This is a genomic window from Planctomycetota bacterium, assembly GCA_039819165.1.
Lineage (GTDB): Bacteria > Planctomycetota > Phycisphaerae > Phycisphaerales > UBA1924 > JAHCJI01.
In genome coordinates this window covers 1-558 of record JBCBSM010000016.1, presented here as the reverse complement: position 1 = coordinate 558, position 558 = coordinate 1, and the positions used below count along the sequence as shown (strand labels likewise).

Sequence of the window (558 nt, the reverse complement as noted above, 5' to 3'; positions counted from 1 at the left end):
AGGTCAGCAAGATGTCGCCCTCGCGCACCGCGGCGCGTTCCGCGGGCGATCCGCGGAACACCCGCTCGACGAGCGCTCCGGCCAATCGGGGCAGCCCCGCGGAGCGGGCCCGCTGCTCGTTGAAGCGGTCGTCAAACTCCACGCCGAGCCAGCCGCGTGTCGTCTGGCCGTTCTCGATGAGCTGTTCCGCGATCCGCGTGGCGAGGTTGATCGGGATCGAGAAACCGATCCCCTCGTTGCCGCCGCTCGAGCTGGCGATCGCGGTGTTGAGCCCGATCACCCTGCCGCGCAGGTTCACTAGCGGCCCGCCCGAGTTGCCCGGGTTGATGGCCGCGTCGGTCTGCAAGAAGTTCTGCAGCTCGACCTCGCCGTCTCCCAGGTCGAGGTTGTAGCGTCCTTTCGCGCTGATGATGCCCCGCGTCACGCTGTGGCTGAGGCCGAACGGGCTGCCGAACGCGAGCACCGGGTCGCCGATCTCCAATCCGTTGCTGTCGCCCAGCCGCGCCGGCGTGAGGCCGCCGGCCACGCCCGACGGGACCGACAGCACCGCGACGTCGG

General features: G+C 70.3%; 1 protein-coding gene. It reads right to left on the bottom strand.

Features of this window, described 5'->3' with window-relative positions; all coding sequences use genetic code 11:
- The coding region (locus AAFX79_13800; GenBank protein MEO1009630.1) for a trypsin-like peptidase domain-containing protein at positions 1-558 on the bottom strand (558 nt) is incomplete at both ends.